We start from the raw sequence: 21,842 nt of genomic DNA on the forward strand, positions 1-21,842 counted from the left end.
ACCTCATGCGTCACGTCGATTTTTCCCCGCTTTATCGTTCGACCGTCGGCTTCGACCGGCTGTTCACCATGCTCGATTCGCTCGGCCAGCCCGAGACCGCGCAGACCTATCCGCCCTATAACATCGAGCGCACCGGCGAGAACGCCTATCGCATCTCGATGGCCGTTGCTGGCTTCTCGGAAGACGAGATCTCGATCGAAGCCCACCGCAACGTGCTGACCGTCAAGGGCGAGCGCAAGGAAGAGGGTAATGGCGAGGGTTCCGAGCTGCTCTATCGCGGCATTGCCTCACGCGCTTTCGAGCGCCGCTTCCAGCTCGCCGACCATGTCGAGGTCGAGGGCGCCACGCTGAAGAACGGCCTGCTCTTCGTCGACCTCAAGCGCAACATTCCCGAGGAGCTGAAGCCGCGCAAGATCGCGATTACCCAGTCCTCGGACAAGGCCAAGCAGATCGAGGCGAAAGCGGCCGCGTAATCCGCGGTTCAGACGACGTCTCCCTCCCGAGACGAAAGCGGCGCCGAGAGGCGCCGCTTTTTTGTGACCCGGCGACGTGTTTTTCTGCTTGGCCCGTTACCGGCGCTTTGCCGCGACAACGGCCTGGACGTTCTGCCGGTGGACGATTTCGTATGGCGCGAAAAACTTAACCGCCGTCGTTGCAAACATGTCGGCGCCGAAGGTCTTCAGATCCTGTTTCGCTAGATCCGGGTCTTGCCGGCAGGCAAGCAGCTTTCGGACATAAGCCTCGGCCGCCGCGATGATGCTTCTGTCATAGCCGCCGGCTTCGATCGCCTCGAAGGAGCCGTGGTTGGGCAGGATCCGGTCGAAGCGCCAGCCGGCCATGCGCTCGAGGTCGACCAGATGTTTGTCGAGGCGTTCCGGTTCCGAAACATAGGTGACTGAGTCCTCCAGCGTGTCGCCTGCCAGAAGCAGGCCGGCGTCGGGCATCAGCAGCACCGTGCCGTCGTGGCTGTGGATTTCGACCTGGCGCAGTTCGATCGCGATCGCTCCGACCGTCAGGCTTAGACTGTCCTCAAACGTCCTGTTTGGCAGCACGAGCGGCTTGATCGGCGGATTGCCGCTCTCGATGTCGGCCCGACCGCGTCGGAGTGCCGCGGCGGTGAGGCGGTTGGCGATGATCTCGCAATCCGCAAACACCTCGTTGCCGGCGATATGGTCGTCATGCCAGTGACTGAGCACGACGCGTATCGAGGTCACGCCCATGTCCTCGAGCGTTTGCCGGATGAAGCGAGCATGCGGAGGGGAGATGTGCGTGTCGTAGACGAGCGCCTGCGATCCGTCGACGATCGCATAGGCGCAGATACCGAGCGTGTAGGCGCCGTCGTCCAGCCAGTTCGGCTCGTCCGACCAGATTCGCGCGCCGAGGCGGCCATCGTAGAAGCCGAGCACGTTTGGCATCGGGCGGATCAGTCGCATCGTCGAACCGAGAGCCGGTCTGGTCATCCGGTTGGTCCCCGATTGCTGCAGTTCACGCAATCAGTTGGCCAAAACGGTCGACTTCGTTGGCCGTCGTGGCGAAGCTGGTGACGAAGCGATAGAGCAATTCGTCCTCGCCGATATGGCCGTCGAAGCTATGCGGCTTATGCCAGTCATAGAACGTTGCGCCCGCGGTCTGCAGCTTTTCGGCGTCGGTCTTCTTCATCACCGCGAACACCTCGTTCGCCTGCGGCAGCCAGGCCAGCTTGGCGGTTGCCGAGTCCTCGATCGCCGCCGCCAGGCGCGCGGCCATGGCATTGGCGTGGCGGGCGATGTCCAGCCACAGTCCATCCTTGAAGTAGGCGTCGAACTGGGCGGCGATGAAGCGCGACTTGGAAAACAGCTGCGCGGCCCGCTTGCGCAGGAAAGCCATCTCCTTGGCAAGATCGAGATCGAACAGCACTATCGCCTCGGCGCACCAGCACCCGTTTTTCGTGCCGCCGAAGGAAACGATATCGACGCCGCGCTTCCAGGTCATTTCGGCGGGCGTTGTCTCAAGCGCCACCAGCGCGTTGGCAAAACGGGCGCCGTCCATATGCAGCGGCAAGGAATACCGCTTTGCAATCTGCGAAATCGCGCAAATATCGTCTAGCCCATAGACCGTGCCGACTTCGGTCGACTGAGTAATCGAGATTGCTGTCGGGCGTCCCCAATGAACGATGTTGGGAGCGAAGCGGGCGATTACCCGTTCAAGGTTGTGGGGTTCCATCTTGCCCAGCGCGCCATCGACTGCATGGAGGCGCGAGCCGCTACTGAAATATTCGGGCGCGCCGCATTCGTCCTCAATGACGTGCGACTCGCGATGCGCAAAGGAAATGCCGCCGGGTCTCCCATAGGCAGCCAGCGAAAGCGCGTTGGCCGCGGTGCCGGTGGCAACGAAGAACACCGCGACCTCGCGTTCGAAAATCTCGCTGAACTGCCGGTAGACCGCGCGGTCAAGTTCGCCATCGCCATAAGCGGTCGAAAAGCCGCCGGCATTGGCCGACAGCCCGGCAGCGATATTCGAATGGACGCCCGCCCAGTTGTCGGAAGCAAAGAACATCGAGAGGTCCGTATCGTGATTGCCAGAAGCGGCGGGACTTGACCGCTTCGGCGGGAGAAGCGCAAGGGCCAATCGCCGGCAAAGCGGTGAAGCCAGCGCATCGCCTTGAAAGCCCGGACCAAAGCTTGCGTTTCCAGTGTTCGTCACGAAATTTTGTGTCGCGTCACGTCCAAGTTTTTTGTGAATCGGTCTTGTATAGGTCCCTGATTTCTGCCATAAAAAATTTAGGACAGTAGTGCTGTCTTATTTTGTCGCACAAAACAGGCTGGACTGGCGTATCATTGCTGCCATTCCGGCCATTGTCGCGAGCGGCGGGTAGACGGCCCGGCTCTGGCCTGTACGATACCGGATGCGAACCGGGCGTATAGCCGTATGGTTCGATGAATTTCGCGAGACGTGCAGCAAGGATCAAGGGGAAGCCCTATGCTCCCCAAGGCAAACCAGCGCCCTGAGACAGTCGGGGCCAAGGTGGAGAACGGAGGATAGGACGATGACGGAACTGACGCCATCTGCGATCTACGGCCAGGCCGCGCAGACGAAAGCGGCAGCCGTTAAAAATACCGTCCTGGCCAAAGAGCTGCGAACTGCCAACGGCATGACCGCGCAGGGCCTCTACGATCCGCGCAACGAGCATGACGCCTGCGGCGTCGGCTTCATCGCCAACATGAAGGGCGTGAAGTCGCACCGGATCGTCGAGGACGGTCTGGCGATGCTGGAAAACCTCACCCATCGCGGCGCCGTCGGCGCCGACCCGCTGGTCGGCGACGGCGCCGGCGTGCTGGTTCAGATCCCGGACGCTTTCTTCCGCGAGGAAATGGCCGCCAAGGGCGTCGAGCTGCCTCCGGCCGGCCAATATGGCGTCGGCCATTGGTTCATGCCGCAGGACGCGGCGCTTCGCGCCCATATCGAGGAGATCATCGCCGAATCGGCACAGTCGGAAGGGCTGCCGCTGATCGGCTTCCGCGACGTGCCGGTCGACAATTCGTCGCTGTCGAAGGCGCCCAATATCGTGGCCTCGGAGCCGTTCCACCGGCAGGTGTTCATTGGCCGTACGGCCGACATCCCGGATGACGAGGAATATGAGGCGCGGCTCTATTTGCTGCGCAAGGTGATCTCGGGCCGCATCTATGCCGAGAACGACAACAAGGACATCGGTGCCTATTGCGTGTCGCTGTCGGCGCGCACCGTCGTCTACAAGGGCATGTTCCTGGCCTACCAGGTCGGCGCCTATTACAAGGATCTCAAGGATCCGCGCTTCGAAACGGCGCTGATCCTCGTTCACCAGCGCTTCTCGACCAACACCTTCCCGTCGTGGAAGCTGGCGCATCCCTATCGCATGGTCGCGCATAATGGCGAGATCAACACGGTGCGCGGCAACAACAACTGGATGGCGGCGCGCCAGGCCTCGGTCGATTCCGAGCTGTTTGGCAACAACATCTCGAAGCTCTGGCCGATCTCCTATGAGGGCCAGTCGGACACGGCGTGCTTCGACAACGCGCTCGAGTTCCTGTTCCAGGGCGGCTATTCGCTCACCCACGCCATGATGATGCTGATCCCGGAAGCCTGGGCCGGCAACAAGCTCATGGACGCCGACCGCAAGGCTTTCTACGAGTACCATGCGGCACTGATGGAGCCGTGGGACGGGCCGGCGGCGGTGGTGTTCACCGATGGCCGCCAGATCGGCGCCACGCTCGACCGCAACGGCTTGCGCCCGGCGCGCTACATCGTCACCGACGACGACCGCGTCATCATGGCGTCGGAAGCCGGCGCGCTGCCGGTGCCGGAGGAAAAGATCGTGCAGAAGTGGCGGCTGCAGCCCGGCCGCATGCTTTTGATCGATCTTGCCAAGGGCCGCATCGTTTCCGACGAGGAGATCAAGTCGGAGATCGCGACCAGGCATCCCTACAAGACCTGGCTCGCCAACACGCAGTTGATCCTGGAAGACCTCAAGCCGGTCGAGCCGCGCGCGCTGCGCAAGGATGTCAGCCTGCTCGACCGCCAGCAGTCCTTCGGCTACACGCAGGAAGACACCAAGCTTCTGATGGCGCCGATGGCGACCACCGGCCAGGAAGCTGTGGGCTCGATGGGCACCGACACACCGATCTCGGCCATGTCGGACAAGTCGAAGCTGCTCTACACCTATTTCAAGCAGAATTTCGCGCAGGTCACCAACCCGCCGATCGACCCGATCCGCGAGGAACTGGTGATGAGCCTGGTGTCCTTCATCGGGCCGCGGCCGAACATCTTTGATTTGGTCGGCACGTCGCGCCGCAAGCGGCTCGAGGTGCGCCAGCCGATCCTGACCAATGGCGATCTCGAAAAGATCCGCTCCATCGGCCACACCGAGGATCGTTTCGACACCAAGACGATCGACATCACCTACGGCTCGAACGAGGGCGCCGCGGGCATGCAAGGCGCCATCGACCGGCTCTGCGAGCGCGCGGAGGCGGCGGTCGCCGGCGGCTACAACATCATCATCCTGTCGGACCGTCAGGTCGGGCCCGACCGCATCGCCATTCCAGCCCTTCTGGCCACGGCGGCGGTGCACCACCACCTGATCCGCAAGGGGTTGCGCACGTCAGTCGGTCTCGTCGTCGAATCCGGCGAGCCGCGCGAGGTGCATCATTTCTGCTGCCTCGCCGGCTATGGCGCCGAGGCGATCAACCCTTATCTTGCCTTCGACACGCTGCTCGATATGCACAAGCGCGGCGAACTGCCGGCTGAGGTCGACGAATACGAGGTGGTTTCGCGCTACATCAAGTCGATCGGCAAGGGCATCCTCAAGGTGATGTCCAAAATGGGCATCTCTACCTACCAGTCCTATTGCGGCGCGCAGATCTTCGACGCGATCGGGTTGAAGTCCGATTTCGTCGAGAAGTATTTCACCGGCACCGCGACGCTGATCGAAGGCGTCGGCCTGGACGAGGTCGCCGCCGAGACGCTCAGCCGCCATGCGGACGCCTTCGGCAGCGATCCGGTGCTGCGCAACAGCCTGGAGGTCGGCGGCGAATACATGTTCCGCATGCGCGGCGAGGCGCATATGTGGTCGCCGGATGCGGTCGCTACCTTGCAGCATGCCGTGCGCCAGGGCTCCTGGGACACGTTCAAGGAGTATTCGGCGCAGATCGACAGCGCGACCGCGCGGGCACAAACCATCCGCGGCCTGTTCAAGATCAGAACAGCCGAAGAAACCGGCCGCAAGAAGGTTGCGATCGAGGATGTCATGCCGGCGGCCGAGATCGTGAAGCGCTTCTCGACCGGGGCGATGTCGTTCGGATCGATCTCACGCGAGGCGCACACCACGCTGGCGCGCGCCATGAACCAGATCGGCGGCAAGTCGAACACCGGCGAAGGTGGCGAAGAGGCCGACCGCTACCTGCCGCTGCCCGGCGGCGGCAAGAACCCGGAACGCTCGGCGATCAAGCAGGTCGCCTCGGGACGGTTCGGCGTCACGGCGGAGTACCTGGTCAATTCCGACGTCATGCAGATCAAGGTGGCGCAAGGCGCCAAGCCCGGCGAGGGCGGCCAGTTGCCTGGTCACAAGGTCGACGCCACCATCGCCAAGGTCAGGCACTCGACGCCCGGCGTCGGCCTGATCTCGCCGCCGCCGCATCACGACATCTATTCGATCGAGGATCTGGCGCAGCTGATCTACGACCTGAAGAACGTCAATCCGGCGGCCGATGTCTCGGTCAAGCTGGTGTCGGAAGTCGGCGTCGGCACGGTCGCGGCGGGCGTCGCCAAGGCGCGCGCCGACCACATCACCATCTCCGGCTATGATGGCGGCACCGGCGCTTCGCCGCTGACCTCGCTCAAGCATGCCGGCAGCCCGTGGGAAATGGGCCTTGCCGAGACGCATCAGACGCTGGTGCTCAACGGGTTGCGCAGCAGAGTCGCGCTGCAGGTCGACGGCGGCCTGCGCACCGGGCGCGACGTCATCATCGGCGCGCTGCTCGGCGCCGACGAGTTCGGCTTCTCGACCGCGCCGCTGATCGCGGCGGGCTGCATCATGATGCGCAAGTGCCATCTCAACACCTGCCCGGTGGGCGTGGCGACGCAGGATCCGGTGCTGCGCAAGCGCTTCAAGGGCACGCCTGAGCATGTCATCAACTTCTTCTTCTACGTGGCGGAAGAGGTGCGTGCATTGCTCGCCGAAATGGGCTTCACCCATCTCGACCAGATCATCGGCGACAGCGACCTCCTGGAAAAGCGCGACGTGATCCAGCACTGGAAGGCGCGCGGGCTCGACTTCTCGAAGATGTTCTTCAAGCCCGACGCGCCGCATGAGGCGCTGCACTGGACCGAGCGGCAGAAGCATCCGATCGACGACGTGCTCGACCGCAAGCTGATCGAGCTGGCGAAGCCGGCGCTCGAAGCCAGGCAGCCCGTCACCATCGAGCTGCCGATCCGCAATGTCGACCGCTCTACCGGCGCGATGCTGTCGGGCGAGGTCGCCAAGCGCTTCAAGCACAAGGGCCTTCGGGAAGACACGATCCAGGTGAAGCTCACCGGCACGGCCGGCCAGTCCTTCGGCGCGTTTCTCGCGCGGGGCGTTTCGTTCGAGCTGGTCGGCGCCGGCAACGACTATGTCGGCAAGGGCCTGTCGGGCGGCCGCATCGTCATCCGCCCGCCGGACGAGGCCAAGATCGTGGCTGCCGACTCGATCATCGTCGGCAACACGGTGCTTTACGGCGCCACCGAGGGCGAGGCTTATTTCGCCGGTGTCGCCGGCGAGCGTTTCGCCGTGCGCAATTCCGGCGTGGCGGCCGTCGTCGAGGGTGTCGGCGACCATGGCTGCGAATACATGACCGGCGGCATCGTCGTCGTGCTCGGCAAGACAGGGCGCAACTTCGCGGCCGGCATGTCGGGCGGCGTCGCCTATGTGCTGGACGAGAAGGGCGATTTCGCCGAACGCTGCAACATGGCGATGGTCGAGCTGGAGCCGGTCCCGGAAGAGGACGATTTGATGGAGAAGCTCCTCCATCACGGCGGCGACCTCGACCATAAGGGCCGCGTCGACGTGTCGGGCGACATGACCAGCCATGATGAGGAACGGCTCTACCAGCTGATCTCGAACCACGTGCATTACACCGGCTCGGTGCGCGGCCGCGAGATACTGGACGACTGGCAGAACTTCCGGCCGAAATTCCGCAAGATCATGCCGGTGGAGTATCGCCGCGCCCTGATCGAGATGGAACGCATGCGCATGAGCGTGGCGGCGGAATAAGCATCGGGCATGGCCGGAAAGATGACTTTCCGGCCGGCATCCTCACCAACAATCCTGACCCCGAGAGCATGACCCGCAACGTGGGAACTCGGCGAAGGTCATGCTCCAGCAAGGTGCGGTTGCCATGGCGGCCTTATGGGGTTAACGGGTGCGCGACAAAAGCGTGCCTTCGGACAGCAGGGACTGGACTATGGGCAAGGTAACAGGCTTCCTCGAGATCGACCGGCAGGTGCACAAGTACCAGCCTGCCTCCGACCGCATCCGGCATTTCCGCGAATTCACGCTGCCGATGTCGGACAAGGAGGTCGAGAAACAGGCCGCGCGCTGCATGGATTGCGGCATTCCGTTCTGCCATGGGCCGACCGGCTGCCCGATCCACAACCAGATCCCGGACTGGAACGACCTCGTCTACAATGGCGACTGGGACAGCGCGATCCGCAACCTGCATTCGACCAACAATTTCCCGGAATTCACCGGCCGCATCTGCCCGGCGCCCTGCGAGGAGGCCTGCACGCTGAACCTCGAGGACATTCCGGTCGCCATCAAGACGGTCGAGCAGGCGATCGCCGACAAGGCGTATGAGACCGGCCATATCCGGCCCTATCCGCCGGAGAAGAAGACCGGCAAGCGGGTTGCCGTCATCGGCTCCGGACCGTCCGGCATGGCGGCCGCCCAGCAGCTCGGCCGCGCCGGGCACGACGTGCATGTCTATGAGCGCGAAAGCCGCCCCGGCGGCCTCATGCGCTACGGCATCCCCGACTTCAAGATCGAGAAGCACTATATCGACCGGCGCATCGAGCAGATGCAGGGCGAGGGCGTGACCTTCCATTGCGGCGTCAATGTCGGCGTCGACATGAAGGTGGCCGACCTCATCGAGGAGTTCGACGCGGTGCTCTATTGCGGCGGCTCGGAAACACCGCGTCCGGCCGGCATTCCGGGGGCCGATCTCAGCGGCGTCTACGACGCCATGCCCTATCTGGTGCAGCAGAACCGCCGCGTCGGCGGCGAGCCTATCCAGTCGGTGGCCTGGCCCTCACACCCGATCATCGCCGGCGGCCAGCATGTCGTGGTGGTCGGCGGCGGCGACACCGCGTCCGACTGCATCGGCACCGCCTTCCGCCAGGGCGCGGTGCGCGTGACGCAGCTCGACATCCGTCCGCAGCCGCCGGAGAAGGAAGACAAGCTCTCCGTATGGCCCTATTGGGCGACCAAGATGCGCACGTCCTCCTCGCAGGCCGAGGGCGCCGAGCGCGAATTCCAGGTGGCGACGCTCGAATTCATCGGCGAGGAAGGCCAGTTGACCGGCGTGCGCTGCTGCGAGGTGGATGAGAAGCGCAAGCCGATCGCCGGCACCGAGTTCGTCATCCGCGCCGATCTCGCCTTCATCGCCATCGGCTTTGCCGGGCCGGCGGGCGACAGCCTGATGAAAGAATTGGACGGCAAGATCAAGGTCGTCACCGACAGCCGCCGCTCGCGGAATGTCGAGGCCAATGATCGCGACTACAGGACCAGCGTCGACAAGCTCTATGCGGCGGGCGACGTGCGCCGTGGCCAGTCGCTGGTGGTCTGGGCGATCCGCGAGGGCCGTCAGGCGGCGCGCTCGATCGACGAGGCGCTGATGGGATCGACGGTGCTGCCGCGCTGAGACCGTTTAGAAATTCTACTCCTGCGGCCAGCTGATGGCGTTTTCTGCGCTTCCGGTGCTCACGTACGCTGATGGGATCGACGGTGCTGCCGCGCTGAAGCGCGATCTGTGGCTGACGAGCCACCGTCACGGTCAGTTCGAACGAGACTATGAACGGTTAAATTTAGGCTATGCGACCTCGCCATGGCCTTCCGTTCGGCATTGCCTAGAAGAGAACAGGCTAGAGCGTTCGCCCGTTCGCATAGAGCGGTGAGGCGCCCTAGCTGGTCAGCAGCTTTATTGCCCAATATAGGCCGATGGCCATCTGGACCGCGAATGCCGAGAATCGAGCTTTGACGGCAGTCGGGCTTGTCGACGCCAGATGGATGACTGACTGCAGGAGCCGCGCGCCGAGAAGCCAATATGCGAGCGGATCAGTGATCGGGGCGCGCGAACTCATCATTGCCAAGGCCATGAGACCTCCGAATATCGGAAGGCCTTCTATGCAATTGGCGTGGGCGCGCGCCAGCCGCCGCAAGAAGGGCGAGAGACCGGAATTGTCCGGTGCGAAACCATTCGCAGGGACGCGGCCGCTCACCACAAGATGGATGCGCAGGATCTCCATCCATATAAGCAATAAAAGAGACCAGGTTACGAACCCGAGCAAGGAATAAGCTGTTGCCGACATATTCACCCCCGCCTTTGAACTCGGCCAAAATCTGATAATGCCATTGTTCGGCTGGGCGCGAAATTGCTGCCGCGACGCGTGAATCAAGGAGTTGCAAGGGTCGAGCCTGGCTCGGCAGTCGCCGCCGCGGGCTGTTTCTTCGGCGGCCAGGAAAAATCGTCGGCGCGGCCGGGCGAGGCCGCGGGAGCCTTGCCTTCCAGGATCAGCTTCTCGCCGGGCAGATTCGGATCGGCCTTGGCCGGCTGCGCGGCACCCAGCAGTTCGGTGCCGCCGTCGAGCGCCGGGTCGCCGAGCAGCATCGGCGCGGTGCGGTCGACGATGACGGGCGCGGCGGCCGGCTTGGGCGCCTCGACCGGAGCGCCGGCCGGCGCCGACACGGTCGTGATGCTTCCCGGCGCCGCCAATCCGAGGATCTTGGCCAGGGGCTTTTCCGTATAGAAGGCGAGCTTGCGCTTGCCGGCCTTGGTGACGTTGATGCCGTCGTCGGAACGCAGGCGCACCGGCTGGCCGTTGATGTCGGGGCCGGAAGTGACGAAAGCGCCGTTCTCGTCGACGAAGCCGTCCCAGACATCGACGAACTCGCCGCCGTGGCTTTGGGCGGCCGAGTGATAAATGTCGTTGAAGGCGAGCATGTCGGAGTTCATCTTCGACACGCCGAAAGCCGGCATGCCGACCCACAGGAACGGCACCTTGGTCTCCTGAAGAGCCTTGCCGAGCGCATCGGTGCGGCGCTCATATTCCTTGGTCCAGTTCTCCGAACGCGGCTGCTCGCGCACGTCGCCGACCTTCATCTGCTGCCGGTCGTTGGAACCCAGCATGACGATCACGGCCGCCGGTTTCTCGGTCTCGATCAGCGATTTTATCTGGGCTGGCCAATTGTAGACGTCGTCGCGAACGAAGCCGGAGGAACCGTTGGAGCGAGCGACGATCCTGACGGCGGGATTGTCGGCAAAGGCCGTGTCCAGGCCTTCGGCCAGGCCGCCCGCCAGAAAATCGCCGACCACCAGAACGACGCGAGCGTCGCTGGTCTTCTCGACGATCGGCGTTTCGGGCTCCGCCGGCGGGCGTGGCTTGGGCTTCTTCTTCGGCTTCGGCCTTGGCTGGACTTCGATGGGCGGCTCGATGCGTTCGCTGCGGCGCGGAAACAGAAGGTCGCGCAGCGACCAGCCGCGGCTTTCCTCCTGCGCGAACGCAGGGGCGTGGAAAGCGCCGGCGGCGGTGACGACAAGCACGGCAAGGGCAAGAATCAGAATCGGCGCCCGGCGAATGCCCTGCCTGATACGCGCGACCAAAACCAAACACCTCTCCATCCCTTGGCGCATGACCGGGCAGACGCGGGAAAGTCATGCGCAAGCCGAAGCGCTACCGCATCCTTGCCGTCTTCGAAAGGATGCCTGGCGCCCTAAAGCGCGTCGCGCTGAAATGGATTCAGTCGACGCGCTTTAAGTCTTTGTTTTGATGCATGTCGTTCCCCCAAAACCGCTGCGCACTTTTGGGCGACATGCATTAGAGCGGCTCTGCTACCGCTTGCGGAGCCATTTGAGCACTTCCAGGCTCGGATAGCCATCCTGGGTCAGGCCGACCTTTGCCTGGTAGGCCATGATGGCGGCCTTCGAGCCGTCGCCGATCTTGCCGTCGAACTTGCCGTCGTAATAGCCGTGCTCGGAAAGCCGCTTCTGCAGCTCCTGCCGCTCCTCGAAGCTGAGCTTCGTGAAAGGCCGCTGCCAGTCCTGCACAAGGCCCGAGCCGCCGGCGATCTCGTCGGCGAGAAGCCCGACGGCCAAAGCGTATTTGTCGGCATTGTTGTAGGCCTTGATGACCGAGAAGTTTCTGATCATCAGGAAGGCGGGGCCGCCCCGGCCGTCCGGCACTTTCAGCGTCGCCTTGTCGCTCAGATTCTTGAACGGCTTGCCGCTGGCTCTAACGACGCCGAGCGCCTGCCACTGCGCGATCGTCTTGGCGCCCCCGGGCAGCTTGCCGGCCGGTATGGTGACCTCATAGCCCCAGGTCTTGCCGGCCTGCCAGCCGTTCTTCTTGAGCAGATTGGCGGAAGTCGCCAGCGCGTCGGGAATCGAGTTCCAGATATCGCGCCTGCCGTTGCCGTCCATGTCGACGGCATAGCGCTGATAGCTGGTCGGGATGAACTGGGTCTGGCCCATCGCGCCGGCCCAGGAACCCATCAGATGGCTCTCGTCGATGTCGCCGGTCTGCAGGATCTTCAGCGCCGCGATCAACTGCGTGCGGGCATATTTCGAGCGCTTCGCGTCGCCATAGGCGAGGGTGGAAAGCGAACGGATGACATTGCGCATGATGTCGTCGCGCTTGAGGATCTCGCCGTAGTTGGATTCCATCGACCAGATCGCCAGCAGGATATTGCGGTCGACACCGAACCGCGCCTCGATGCGATCGAGCCACGGCTTCCATTTCTTCGCCATCGCCTGGCCGTTGGCGACCGCCTGGTCGTGCACGCGGTTGTCGAAATAATCCCAGGCGGGGGCAGTGAATTCCGGCTGGGTGCGGGCCTTTTCCAACACGACCGGATCGGGCTCGATGCCTCGCATGGACTGATCGTAGACAGCCCCCGAAACGCCGCCCGCCACAGCGGTGGCGCGGAAGCCCGCGACCCACTGGCGGAACCCGGCATCGGCGAAAGCGGGTCCGGCGGGCATCAGCAGGGCCAGCGTGAGGCCGGCTGCGGTCGCCAGTGCCGTCAGGCGCCGCGCGGGGTTGCGAACGGACATCATTTCCTCCTTCGTCAAATCAGGAAGGATCATTCAACGCCGAACCGGGTTAGTATTTAGTTTACCATAGGTGCCGCCGGGAACGAAAAGAGGTGTCGCGGCTTTTAGCTCTCACATTCGACCTGGACGTTCGATAGCCCAACATTCCGGCGCCAAAATGATTCCGGCGTGAAAATGTTTGGGGGGATTGCGGAGCGTGCCGCCTCGCGGATAATTGGCCGAAAAGCAGGGGTGTCAGCATGAAGCGCGTTCGCAAGGCAGTTTTCCCGGTCGCCGGCCTCGGCACGCGGTTCCTTCCGGCCACCAAGGCCATCCCGAAGGAAATGCTGACCGTCGTCGACCGGCCTGTCATCCAATATGTGGTCGACGAGGCGCGCGAGGCCGGCATCGAGCATTTCATCTTCGTGACCGGGCGCAACAAGGCGGTCATCGAGGACCATTTCGACGTCCAGTTCGAGCTCTACGACACGCTCGCCCAGCGCGGCAAGGACGACCAGCTCGCCCGCCTGCAGCGGCTGCAGCCGGCGCCTGGACAGACGAGCTTCACGCGCCAGCAGGTGCCGATGGGCCTCGGCCACGCCGTCTGGTGCGCTCGCGAGCTGGTCGGCGACGAGCCCTTCGCGCTGCTGCTGCCGGACATGATCATGCAGTCGGAAAAGAGCTGCATGAAGGGCATGGTCGAGCTTTATGAGGAGACCGGCAACAACATCATCGCCGTGCAGGAATGCGATCCAGCGGAAGCGCATAAATACGGCATTGTCGGGCGCGGCGAGGACACGCATCACGGCTTCCGCATCACCGGCATGGTGGAGAAGCCGAAGCAGGGCACCGCGCCCTCCAATCTTTACATCAACGGCCGCTACATCCTGCAGCCGGAAATCTTCGGCATCCTGGAAAGCCAGGAACGCGGCGCCGGCAACGAGATCCAGCTGACCGACGCGATGCTGAAGCTGGAGAAGAAGCAGCCCTTCTACGGCTATCACTATAAGGGCCGCACCTTCGACTGCGGCTCGCCGGAAGGGTTCGTCGAGGCCAATGTCGCCTTCGCGCTGTGGCGCAGCGACATGAACGCAAGCATGGCCGGCGTCATCCGCACGCTGCTGGACGAGGTGCGGCCGGTGGAGCGCCGCGGGGTCGCTTTCTAGGAGGTGTGGGCAAATTCCGCATACCACCGTAGCCCCGAGCGCCCCTTGGGGCCGGCAGGGAGCAGGGCGCGAGGCCGACGACGGAGTGGACTCAAGGCTTCGCAATGACGCGAGGGCCGCTGCTTCGATAGGGGCCTTGGCCGACGAATTTTCGAAGAGGGTTTGAGCTTCTTGTTCGTTCCTTCGTCACGACGCCGAAACCCAAACCCTCCTCAATTCACAACCCGAAATGTTTACCATAGACGATGATGGACGAGAGATGTCGTCAAGACCTGATGAACGAGAGCAGGTCGGGGTTGAGGACATCCGCATGCGTGGTGAGCATGCCGTGGGGATAGCCGGGATAAGTCTTCAGCGACCCGTTCTTCAGCAGGTTGACCGCACGCGGCACTGAACTTGCGAACGGGACGACTTGATCGGCCTCGCCGTGCATCACCAGCACCGGCACGGTGATCTTCTTGAGGTCTTCGGTATAGTCTTCGAGCCAGGAGTCGACAGTCGCGTAGTGAGCGAGGGCACCGCCGGCCATGCCTTGGCGCCACCAGTTCGCAATGATTGCCTCCGAAGGCTTGGCCCCATCTAGGTTGTAGCCGTAGAACGGATTCTCAGGAACGAAACGGTAGAACTCCGCCCGGTTGGCCAGCACGCCTGCCCGGATCGCTTCGAACCACTCCGGCGGTTGACCGGCCGGGTTGTCCTCGCTTCGGTACATGTTCGGCGTCAGTGAAGCGACCAGCACCGCCTTCGCGACGCGCTCCTGGTGGCGAGCGACATAGCGCGCCACCTCACCGCCACCTGTCGAGTGCCCGATATGGATCGCGTCGCGCAGGTTGAGGTGTTCAGTCAGGGCCGCGAGGTCGGCAACCCAGTGGTCCATGTCGTTGCCGGTGCTGGGCTGGTCGGACCGGCCGTGGCCGCGCCGGTCGTGGGCGATCACCCGATACCCGTGATGAAGGAAGAACGTCATCTGGGCATCCCAGTCGTCCGCTGTCAGTGGCCAACCGTGGCTGAAGACGATCGGCTCACCTGAGCCCCAGTCCTTGTAGAAGATGTTCACGCCGTCTGTAGTGGTGATCGTAGGCATTGTTCAGTTCCTTTCGATTGGCCGCGGATGAGAGTCATCGCTCGCTGGCGCGGCGTTCCAGCGATGATCCAGTGACTTAAGATGACCAGTCGTCTATTAATTGCCCAAAATGCTTAAGTCAGCAAAGAGGGCAAAACAAAGCGCTCGAAGCTGTCGAAGGGCGCCCGGCTACGTTCGACCTTGGCCCGCATGACCGCCCCTTCGAACGTGTCGATCAGCGCGACGGCAAGCTGCCCTGGATCCTTTCCGGCCGACAATTCCCCATTCTCCTGCGCCTCCCGCAGGCATGAGGCAAGCGCGGCCGACCACTCGCGATAGATCGCCGCAAGCTTGATCCGCACATCCTCGCTCGTCGGCGTGACCTCCAGCGCCATATTCCCGATCAGGCAGCCGACCGCATAGCGGCGGCGCTCGTGAAACTCGGCAAGCCCGGCGAAATAGCGCGTGATGCGCGACAAGGGCGGCGTTTGGCCTTGATTCAAAATGGCCCCAAACTCAGCGACAACCGCCTCCCAATATTCGGTCAGTACCGCGACGGCGAAGGCTTCCTTGCTGTCGAAGTAATTATAGAACGAACCCTTGGGCACGCCGGCTGCCGCGGTGATCTCCTGCACGCCGGTGGCGTTGAAGCCGCGGGTGCTCACAAGGTCTCCCCCTTTTTCCAGGAGGCGCGATCGCGTTTCGGGATTGGCTGGTCTAGGCATGGGTTAATATATGACCGGTCGTCTTATTATAGTCAAGCGTTTTTTTGGCACTATCGGTGCTCACGTATCTTAAGTACGCTCCGCTCCGGTTATCGGAAGCCGTTGCTCTCGACTCGGCCTGACCTGAATCTCGGCATGGGCTTGGCCGTCTCTACCGCTCAGCGCTGGACCTTCAGACCGAGATAAACGCTGTTGGCCGTGTAGTCGCGGCCGACCAGGTTGCTGGTCAGCTTCTCGGTCCTGACGCGGGTGGTAAGCCCGGCATAGCGATTGAGCCACCAGGTCAGTCCGGCCTCGGCGCTCAGGATCAGGTCGTGGCCGTCGGAGCCGGTATAGTCGCGCCAATCGAGACCAAGCGCCGAGTTCGCCGTCAGGTTGGCGCGGATCTGGCGCTCGCCGGTCAGACGGCCGGAGTAGAGGATATCGCCGCTCTCGCCGGCGTTCGTTGTCGTCTCCACGCTGGTCTTGCCGGTGAGGCCGATGGTGGTGCCGCGCTCGGGGGACCATTTGAGGTCGGCGTTGATGCTCGGCCCTGCCACCGCCGGCAGGCGGCTGTCGTCGAGCGCCTCGCGCAGCCAGCCGACGGAGAATTCGCCGGACAGCTTCTCGCCCATGTCGAGCTCGAGACCGGCACGCGCGCCAAGCCTGGTCGAGGACCGCTCGAAGCCGTCGGTGTCGACGCGCAGGTCATAGATGCGCCGCCCGGCCTCGACTTCTGTGAAGGGCGTCAGCGCCGGTGAGATCTGATAGCCGGTGCGCAAAGTCGCCGTGTAGAGCGTGGAGTCGCGATCCTTCTGCGACACGGTAGTGCCGTTGGAGAGCTCGGCATCGCCGTAGAAATCATGCGAGACCGCCCCGGTCAGCGCATAGCGCATCTTGCCGACACTTTTTTCGATGCCGAGGCTGCCGTCCACGGTCTGGCGCAGCGGCTGTTGGGTGACACCGGCGATCGCATCTGGCGAGGAGGCCGATTCCGGCGCTGCCTCGTAGCCGAGCTTGGCGATGGCGCGCAGCTCGTTGTCGAGATCGACATTGAGCTGGCCCTCGATGCGGCCCTGGGCATCGTTGATCTTTTGGCCCGAGACGGTGTTGCGGAACTGGCCGTAACCGGTGATCAGAGCCGAATTCTCGCGCCAGTCGGAGGTCGCGGTGAAACGCAGCGCTGTCTCCGACAGGACGGCCGATTTGCCGGTGCTGCTGGAATCGGCGTTCGACGTGGCGGTGAAGCCTTGCTCCAGCGTCGGCCGGAAGACAAAGGTGCCGATCCTGACGCCGGGAGCTGCGAAGGGATCTTCCTCCGGCTTGACCTTCTGTCCATCGATCGATCCGGTGCGCTCCTGGCCCGGGTCGAGCTTCTGCTTGTCGACGCTGTCGATGGTGACAGCGCGGCGGTTGCCGCCGTCGTCGGCAGTCGCTGCAGCATCGGCCTGATCGCCGGTGGCGGCGGTTGCGGCGGTGGTCGTGTTATCGGTTGCCTCGCCCGCCTTCTTCTTGGTCTTTTTCTTATCGGCAGTCTTGGCGCTGGCCTTCGTGTCGGCCTTGGCGTCCTGCGTGCGCTGCCTTGCCGTCGAAGGCCGGCGCGGCTTTGCCGGCGCCGTCGTGTCGGCCAGCGGGTCGGTGGCTGCCGGCGGCTGGTCGAAGATGCTGTCCGACGCACCAGCCGTCTGGTCGTCATCCGGAACCGCGCCCGGGCTTGCCGGCTGATAGGTTGTCGGCGCCGTGTCTTGGGCGGCGGCGGGAGCGTTTTGATCCTGCGTCCCTTGCGTCCGCAACTGCCTGGCCTTGCGCTGCTGGTCGGCAAGTATCGCCGATTCGGAAACCTCGCCGCGCAGCTCGGTTTCCTGCGAAAATGCCGGCGCCGGGCGCAGCAAGGCAAGCGCGCTTGCCGTCAGCAGCAGTGCTGCAACGGCAATGCCCTTCCGACCGATTTTCGTTTCAGGCTGGCCCCCGGACATCGTCACCACTGCTTGCGCGGCGCGGTTGCGCCATACTTACCGAACCGTAAATGCGGATGGTTAACGGAGGGTTGAGACAGCCCCCTCGGAAGCCCTCCAATCGAAGGCCTAAGGCAATTCTGTGGACAGCGGCGCGGCAAAGCGCTAATCGCTTCGCCCATGCATGCGGGGTCCCCAGAAAGAAAGCGGCCAGACAGGAAGGCTGCGATCGAATCGGCGCTGAGAACGGTGGCGACGGAACAGGCCGGCGTAGCGGCATTGGCCGCCGCACTCGCAAATGGGCTGTCCAATCCTTTTGCCGCGGCAATCGACCTGATCTCGCGGATCGACGGCCGCGTTATCGTCACCGGTGTCGGCAAGAGCGGTCACATCGGCTCCAAAATCGCCGCCACGCTGGCCTCGACCGGCACGCCCGCCTTTTTCGTCCATCCGGCCGAGGCCAATCACGGCGATCTCGGCATGATCGCCCGGGACGATGCCATCATTGCCATGTCCTGGTCGGGCGAGAGCAAGGAATTGATGGGCATCGTCGCCTATTCCAGGCGCTTTTCCATTCCCCTGATCGCCATTACCTCGGGCGAGAGCTCGGCGCTGGCGCGAGCGGCGGATGTGGTCTTGCTGCTGCCGATCGTGCCCGAGGCCTGTCCGCACGGGCTGGCGCCGACCACGTCGACGCTTCTGCAACTCGTCATGGGCGATGCGCTCGCGATCGCGCTGCTCGAGGCGCGTGGCTTCACACCCGATCACTTCCGAACCTTGCACCCGGGCGGGCAGCTTGGCGCCAATCTGACCCTGGTTTCGGAGATCATGCGGACCGGCGATCAGGTGCCGCTTGCTTTGCTAGGCACCAAGATGCCGGAAGCGGTGATGACCCTTTCGCAAAAGAAAGTCGGTTGCGTCTGCATCGTCGATGCCAGCGGCAAACTGGTCGGGATCGTCACCGACGGCGACGTCGCACGCAATCTGCATCGCAATCTGGCCGACGTCACCGTCGACGAGGTCATGACCCGCACCCCCAAGACGATCGATCCGCAGACGCTGGCGGGCACGGCGATCGCCATGCTCAACGAGCACAATATCGGCGCGCTGGTCGTGATCAAAAACAAAATGCCGGTGGGCGTGGTTCACTTCCACGACCTGCTGCGCATCGGCGCAGCTTAACGCGTGAGATTTCAGGCCGAAGCGGCCCGATATTTTGATCCGTCTCGGCTCAGATAGCCTCGACAGTCAGCTCCAGATCGGTATCCGCCGCCCCGGTCACGCGCACCTGCGCGCCGACCGGCAGGTCGGGTCCGGAGACGCGCCAGAGCGTGTCGCCGAGCCGGATGCGGCCGCGGCCGTTCTTGATCGGCTCGGCCAGCGTCGCCGTGCGGCCGACCATCTGCGCGCCGCGGCGGTTGAGCAGCGGCTGGTCGACGCTGCCTTGGCGCGAGACCGCAATCTGCCTGCCGACATAGGCCGAGACAACGGCCAGCACGAGGAAGGCCAGGACCTGGACCTGCCAAGTCCAGAACGCCGCGTCCCAGATCGCCAGCGAAACAGCGCCGACGATCAGCGCTGCGATGCCGATCCACAGCATGAACACGCCTGGCGCCACGACTTCCATCACCACGAGCACGATGCCGAGAACCATCCAGTTCCACGGGCCGAGTTCCGAAACGATGCGGTCGATCATTGACGGTCTCCCACAGTGTTAGATGATCAGCTGTCGCTCTGCCGCACGATCGGCGGGCGTGAACCCTGGCGCGGCGTGCCCGACGGGCTTTCGCCCTTAAAGACTTCGCGGGCGATCTCGCCGATGCCGCCGAGCGAACCGATCAGCGACGAGGCCTCAAACGGCATCAGCACGATCTTGTTGTTGCTCGACGAGCCGATCTTGGCCAAGGCCTCGGTGTATTTCTGCGCGACGAAGTAGTTGATGGCCTGCACATCGCCCTTGGCGATGGCTTCCGACACGACCTGGGTTGCCTTGGCTTCCGCCTCGGCCGAGCGCTCGCGCGCCTCGGCGTCACGGAAAGCGGCTTCCCTGCGGCCTTCGGCTTCAAGGATCTGCGATTGCTTGAGGCCTTCGGCGGCCAGGATCTGGGCGCGCTTGTCGCGCTCGGCCATCATCTGGCGGCCCATCGATTCCACGAGATTGGCCGGCGGGTTGATGTCCTTGATCTCGACGCGGGTGATCTTGATGCCCCACGGATGCGCCGCCTCGTCGACGACGCGCAGGAGGCGCTCGTTGATGGCGTCGCGATTGGAGAGCAATTCGTCGAGGTCCATTGAGCCCATGACCGTGCGGATGTTGGTCATGGTGAGATTGAGGATGGCGTTCTGCAGCCCAGCCACCTGGTAAGCGGCCTGGGCGGCGTTCAGCACCTGGTAAAAGGCGACGCCGTCGACCCCGACGATGGCGTTGTCACGGGTGATAATCTCCTGCGTTGGGACGTCGAGCACCTGCTCCATCATGTTCATCTTGGCGCCGACGCGCTCGAAGATCGGGTTGATGATGTTGAGGCCGGGGGTCAGCGTCTTGGTGTAACGGCCGAAGCGCTCCACCGTGTAATTGTAACCTTGCGGCACCGTCCTGATGCCCTTGAAAAGCAGAATGATGACCAGGAAAACAAGAACAATGATGGCAATATCGAAACCGCTAAAGCCCATTTCGCTTCTCCCTCAAACGCGGCGACCTCACGGAATCACTTAAGTGTGTTTCCGCAACGTTACAATCAGGTGATCGCCAGCGCCGGATGATTTCAGGCCGGATCGACCTGAAATCATCCGGCTCTGGGTCAATGGAAAGAGCATGATGTGGTCCGAAAACCGCTCACACTTTTCGGCATCATGCTCTGATATCGGTTAGCGGCGGGTTTTGCGCACCGTTTCGAGTCTGTCGGTGAAGCCGGTCACACCCAGCCGGAAAGCTCGCGCCGGACCAATGCCTCGATGACCGCCATGCCCTCGGCGCTGTCATTGAGACAGGGGATATGGGCGAAGTTCTTGCCGCCGGCGTGATGGAAGGTTTCGGCCGCCTCGCGGCCGATCTCATCCAGGGTCTCGATGCAGTCGACGGAAAAGCCCGGATTGACGACGGCGATGGATTTCACCCCCTCCTTGGCCAGTTTCTCGACCGTGACATCGGTGTAGGGCTGCAGCCATTCCTGCGCGCCGAAACGCGATTGGAAGGTGGTGATGAGCTTCTTCTCGTCCCAGCCGAGCCTTTCCCGCAGCAGCCGCGTCGTCTTGAGACAGTGGCAATGGTAGGGATCGCCCTTCTCGAAATAAGGCTTCGGGATGCCGTGGTAGGATGCAATAACAACCTCCGGCTCGAAGTCCAACGCCTCGAGATGCCGCTCGATCGAGTGAGCGAGAGCCTCGATGTAGACCGGCTCATCGTAGTAGGGCGGCACGCTGCGGATCGCCGGCGCGTTTCTGATCTTCATCAGCGCGCGGAACAGCTGGTCGTTGGCGGTCGCCGTCGTGGTTGCCGAATACTGCGGATATATCGGGAAGGACAGGATACGGTCGCAGCCCTGCTCGACCAGTTTTTGCGCGACGCTTGCCGTCGAAGGATTGCCGTAGCGCATCGCCCAGTCGACCACGACGTTCGAGTGATCGGCGAGGGCACTGGCGAGCTTCTCTGCCTGGGAACGGGTGAAGGTGCGCAGCGGCGACTCGTTCTTCTCCCGGTTCCAGATCCGGGCATAGTTGGCGCCGGACTTTTTCGGCCGGGTCGTCAAAACCAGGCCGTAAAGGATCGGATACCAGATCGCCTTGTTGAGCTCGATGACCCGCGGGTCGGAGAGGAATTCCCTGAGATATCGCCACATCGGGCCGAACTCGATTCCGTCGGGTGTGCCGAGATTGATCAGCATGACGCCGATCTTGCCCTGCTTCACCGCCGGGTGGCCGGCGGGCAGCGGACCGACCGCCTTGGCGGCTTTGGCATCGGTGGGGCTGGCAAGCGTCATCAAAAGTCTCCGGTAGCGCCGCGGAAACTAAAGCGCGTCGCGATCCTTCGAATTCGCTCCATGCGCTTTAGGTTTTTGATTTTACGCATGTCTTTATCCCGAAACCGGTTCCCACTTTCGGGAGACATGCTTTAGCGATGCCCTGCCGGTTTTCAATGCTGCGTCTGGCCGCACCTTATC

The 21,842-nt window shown here is 63.2% G+C and carries 16 protein-coding genes; 5 read left to right on the top strand and 11 right to left on the bottom strand.

Going from position 1 to position 21,842, the window contains the following annotated elements; translation table 11 throughout:
• Positions 1–5 precede the first annotated feature (5 nt).
• Positions 6–473, top strand: a complete 468-nt coding sequence (locus E5X34_RS03695) for an Hsp20 family protein (protein WP_042639398.1) — start codon at positions 6–8, stop codon at positions 471–473.
• Positions 474–569: 96 nt separating this feature from the next.
• On the opposite strand, the gene E5X34_RS03700 is transcribed toward E5X34_RS03695, so the two are convergent.
• Both E5X34_RS03700 and E5X34_RS03705 read right to left on the bottom strand, forming a co-directional pair.
• Positions 570–1,460 carry an MBL fold metallo-hydrolase gene (locus E5X34_RS03700; RefSeq protein ID WP_292561175.1) on the bottom strand — a complete coding sequence of 297 codons (891 nt, stop codon included), beginning with the start codon at positions 1,458–1,460 and terminating at the stop codon, positions 570–572.
• Positions 1,461–1,485: 25 nt separating this feature from the next.
• Positions 1,486–2,535, bottom strand: a complete 1,050-nt coding sequence (locus E5X34_RS03705; RefSeq protein ID WP_292561177.1) for a low specificity L-threonine aldolase — start codon at positions 2,533–2,535, stop codon at positions 1,486–1,488.
• Between the two features lie 490 nt (positions 2,536–3,025).
• Between E5X34_RS03705 and gltB the strand changes: the two genes are divergently transcribed.
• Positions 3,026–7,762: a glutamate synthase large subunit gene (gltB, locus tag E5X34_RS03710; RefSeq protein WP_292561180.1), complete on the top strand. Its 4,737-nt coding sequence runs from the start codon at positions 3,026–3,028 to the stop codon at positions 7,760–7,762.
• Positions 7,763–7,952: 190 nt separating this feature from the next.
• Positions 7,953–9,407, top strand: coding sequence for a glutamate synthase subunit beta (locus E5X34_RS03715; protein WP_292561183.1), 1,455 nt, complete (start codon positions 7,953–7,955; stop codon positions 9,405–9,407).
• Positions 9,408–9,666: 259 nt separating this feature from the next.
• Here the strand turns inward: E5X34_RS03715 and E5X34_RS03720 are convergent, their stop codons facing one another.
• The 3 genes from E5X34_RS03720 to E5X34_RS03730 all read right to left on the bottom strand — a co-directional run bounded on the left by E5X34_RS03720 (position 9,667) and on the right by E5X34_RS03730 (position 12,815).
• Positions 9,667–10,074 carry an MAPEG family protein gene (locus E5X34_RS03720; RefSeq protein WP_292561187.1) on the bottom strand — a complete coding sequence of 136 codons (408 nt, stop codon included), beginning with the start codon at positions 10,072–10,074 and terminating at the stop codon, positions 9,667–9,669.
• Positions 10,075–10,157: 83 nt separating this feature from the next.
• A complete protein-coding gene (locus tag E5X34_RS03725) occupies positions 10,158–11,372 on the bottom strand; it encodes a DUF459 domain-containing protein (RefSeq protein WP_292561190.1) in 1,215 nt (404 codons plus the stop codon).
• A gap of 222 nt (positions 11,373–11,594) precedes the next feature.
• Positions 11,595–12,815 (bottom strand): lytic murein transglycosylase, encoded by a 1,221-nt coding sequence (locus E5X34_RS03730; RefSeq protein ID WP_292561192.1) that lies wholly within the window; start codon positions 12,813–12,815, stop codon positions 11,595–11,597.
• A 239-nt stretch (positions 12,816–13,054) separates the two neighbouring features.
• Between E5X34_RS03730 and galU the strand changes: the two genes are divergently transcribed.
• Entirely contained in the window at positions 13,055–13,960 is a 906-nt protein-coding gene (gene galU, locus E5X34_RS03735; protein WP_292561195.1) for a UTP--glucose-1-phosphate uridylyltransferase GalU, read from the top strand.
• Positions 13,961–14,225: 265 nt separating this feature from the next.
• Here galU and E5X34_RS03740 read toward each other — a convergent pair whose 3' ends face one another.
• The 3 genes from E5X34_RS03740 to E5X34_RS03750 all read right to left on the bottom strand — a co-directional run bounded on the left by E5X34_RS03740 (position 14,226) and on the right by E5X34_RS03750 (position 17,703).
• On the bottom strand, positions 14,226–15,044 hold the full coding sequence (locus tag E5X34_RS03740) for an alpha/beta hydrolase (protein ID WP_292561198.1): 819 nt from the start codon (positions 15,042–15,044) through the stop codon (positions 14,226–14,228).
• 113 nt (positions 15,045–15,157) lie between these two features.
• Positions 15,158–15,688 (bottom strand): TetR/AcrR family transcriptional regulator, encoded by a 531-nt coding sequence (locus E5X34_RS03745; protein ID WP_245519474.1) that lies wholly within the window; start codon positions 15,686–15,688, stop codon positions 15,158–15,160.
• Positions 15,689–15,906: 218 nt separating this feature from the next.
• On the bottom strand, positions 15,907–17,703 hold the full coding sequence (locus tag E5X34_RS03750; RefSeq protein ID WP_292561208.1) for an outer membrane beta-barrel protein: 1,797 nt from the start codon (positions 17,701–17,703) through the stop codon (positions 15,907–15,909).
• Between the two features lie 159 nt (positions 17,704–17,862).
• On the opposite strand from E5X34_RS03750, the gene E5X34_RS03755 reads away from it, so the two are divergent.
• Positions 17,863–18,864, top strand: a complete 1,002-nt coding sequence (locus tag E5X34_RS03755) for a KpsF/GutQ family sugar-phosphate isomerase (RefSeq protein ID WP_292561211.1) — start codon at positions 17,863–17,865, stop codon at positions 18,862–18,864.
• A 49-nt stretch (positions 18,865–18,913) separates the two neighbouring features.
• On the opposite strand, the gene E5X34_RS03760 is transcribed toward E5X34_RS03755, so the two are convergent.
• The 3 genes from E5X34_RS03760 to hemH form a co-directional block, all read right to left on the bottom strand.
• Positions 18,914–19,378, bottom strand: coding sequence for an NfeD family protein (locus E5X34_RS03760; RefSeq protein WP_292561214.1), 465 nt, complete (start codon positions 19,376–19,378; stop codon positions 18,914–18,916).
• A 26-nt stretch (positions 19,379–19,404) separates the two neighbouring features.
• Complete coding sequence (locus E5X34_RS03765) at positions 19,405–20,355, bottom strand: SPFH domain-containing protein (RefSeq protein WP_292561217.1); 951 nt, start codon at positions 20,353–20,355, stop codon at positions 19,405–19,407.
• A gap of 242 nt (positions 20,356–20,597) precedes the next feature.
• A complete protein-coding gene (gene hemH / locus E5X34_RS03770) occupies positions 20,598–21,662 on the bottom strand; it encodes a ferrochelatase (RefSeq protein ID WP_292561221.1) in 1,065 nt (354 codons plus the stop codon).
• Positions 21,663–21,842 lie beyond the last annotated feature (180 nt).

The sequence above is a fragment of the Mesorhizobium sp. genome, from assembly GCF_004963255.1.
Lineage (GTDB): Bacteria > Pseudomonadota > Alphaproteobacteria > Rhizobiales > Rhizobiaceae > Mesorhizobium.

Excerpts from the sequence above, each read along its gene's own strand:
- E5X34_RS03760 (WP_292561214.1), bottom strand. The coding sequence starts at position 19,378 with ATGATCGACCGCATCGTTTCGGAACTCGGCCCGTGGAACTGGATGGTT.
- galU (WP_292561195.1), top strand. The coding sequence starts at position 13,055 with ATGAAGCGCGTTCGCAAGGCAGTTTTCCCGGTCGCCGGCCTCGGCACG.
- E5X34_RS03765 (WP_292561217.1), bottom strand. The coding sequence starts at position 20,355 with ATGGGCTTTAGCGGTTTCGATATTGCCATCATTGTTCTTGTTTTCCTG.
- E5X34_RS03755 (WP_292561211.1), top strand. The coding sequence starts at position 17,863 with ATGCATGCGGGGTCCCCAGAAAGAAAGCGGCCAGACAGGAAGGCTGCG.
- E5X34_RS03730 (WP_292561192.1), bottom strand. The coding sequence starts at position 12,815 with ATGTCCGTTCGCAACCCCGCGCGGCGCCTGACGGCACTGGCGACCGCA.
- E5X34_RS03750 (WP_292561208.1), bottom strand. The coding sequence starts at position 17,703 with ATGTCCGGGGGCCAGCCTGAAACGAAAATCGGTCGGAAGGGCATTGCC.
- E5X34_RS03740 (WP_292561198.1), bottom strand. The coding sequence starts at position 15,044 with ATGCCTACGATCACCACTACAGACGGCGTGAACATCTTCTACAAGGAC.
- E5X34_RS03720 (WP_292561187.1), bottom strand. The coding sequence starts at position 10,074 with ATGTCGGCAACAGCTTATTCCTTGCTCGGGTTCGTAACCTGGTCTCTT.
- gltB (WP_292561180.1), top strand. The coding sequence starts at position 3,026 with ATGACGGAACTGACGCCATCTGCGATCTACGGCCAGGCCGCGCAGACG.
- E5X34_RS03715 (WP_292561183.1), top strand. The coding sequence starts at position 7,953 with ATGGGCAAGGTAACAGGCTTCCTCGAGATCGACCGGCAGGTGCACAAG.
- hemH (WP_292561221.1), bottom strand. The coding sequence starts at position 21,662 with ATGACGCTTGCCAGCCCCACCGATGCCAAAGCCGCCAAGGCGGTCGGT.
- E5X34_RS03700 (WP_292561175.1), bottom strand. The coding sequence starts at position 1,460 with ATGACCAGACCGGCTCTCGGTTCGACGATGCGACTGATCCGCCCGATG.
- E5X34_RS03705 (WP_292561177.1), bottom strand. The coding sequence starts at position 2,535 with ATGTTCTTTGCTTCCGACAACTGGGCGGGCGTCCATTCGAATATCGCT.
- E5X34_RS03695 (WP_042639398.1), top strand. The coding sequence starts at position 6 with ATGCGTCACGTCGATTTTTCCCCGCTTTATCGTTCGACCGTCGGCTTC.